Origin of the sequence: Pseudoalteromonas luteoviolacea H33-S (assembly GCF_001625695.1) — a bacterium.
Lineage (GTDB): Bacteria > Pseudomonadota > Gammaproteobacteria > Enterobacterales > Alteromonadaceae > Pseudoalteromonas > Pseudoalteromonas luteoviolacea_B.
This window is the reverse complement of the sequence record NZ_AUXY01000018.1, coordinates 1-858: the sequence shown is the minus strand read 5'-3', so window position 1 is coordinate 858 and position 858 is coordinate 1. Positions and strand designations below refer to the sequence as shown.

Sequence of the window (858 nt, the reverse complement as noted above, 5' to 3'; positions counted from 1 at the left end):
TCAGACTTGCGCAGACCAGCAAAGTTAAATGCACCGTTTGCATCTGTCGTGGTGCTTAAGCTCACCGCTTCACCGTAAAGATCCTGACCAGTTAACGTGATCTGAATACCAGCAAGTACAAAGTCATTGCCGTTACTTGTGCCATCTTGATTAATGTCCACAAACACGCGGCCTGAGATAGATTTGTCACCCGCATTTAATTGCTCTGTGAAGATGACTTCAGGGGCTGCACCGTCAGCTAATACCAGTTTGATCTCACTGTTTGAACCAAATTGATCTGAGTTTGCACCTTGGTAATCTTGACCTTCAAGGTAATCCGTTGTGCCTTGCGTGATGGTATAACCCGCCGCGTCAGACTTGCGCAGACCTGCAAAGTTAAACGCACCGTTTGCGTCCGTCGTCGTGCTTAAGCTCACCGCTTCACCGTAAAGATCCTGACCCGTTAGCGTGATCTGAATGCCAGCAAGTACAAAGTCATTGCCATTATTTGTGCCATCTTGGTTGATGTCCACAAACACGCGACCTGAGATAGATTTGTCACCTGCTTTTGGCTTTTCCGTAAAGGTGATTTCTGGCGTCGAATCTGTGCCGACAACGACTTTTGCGATATTGCTGATCATGCCAGCGCCTGAGCCAATGTAACGATTACCCGTTTGATATGTACCAGTTGCTGTCTGCGTGATGGTGTAACCATCAGTATTCGATTCGATCAGACCAGTGAAACTGAATTCACCACTAGCATCCGTTTTCACACTCTGATTCACTGCTTGACCAAACTTATCCGTGCCCGTGATAGTCACTGTGATGTCTTTTAGTCGCACATCATTTTGATCAACAGCGCCATCTTGGTTGATATCC

At 46.9% G+C, this 858-nt stretch carries 1 protein-coding gene; it reads right to left on the bottom strand.

Going from position 1 to position 858, the window contains the following annotated elements; genetic code table 11:
• Positions 1 to 858, bottom strand: an 858-nt coding sequence (locus N477_RS01300) for an SdrD B-like domain-containing protein (RefSeq protein ID WP_196760561.1), incomplete at both ends; no start/stop codon positions are given.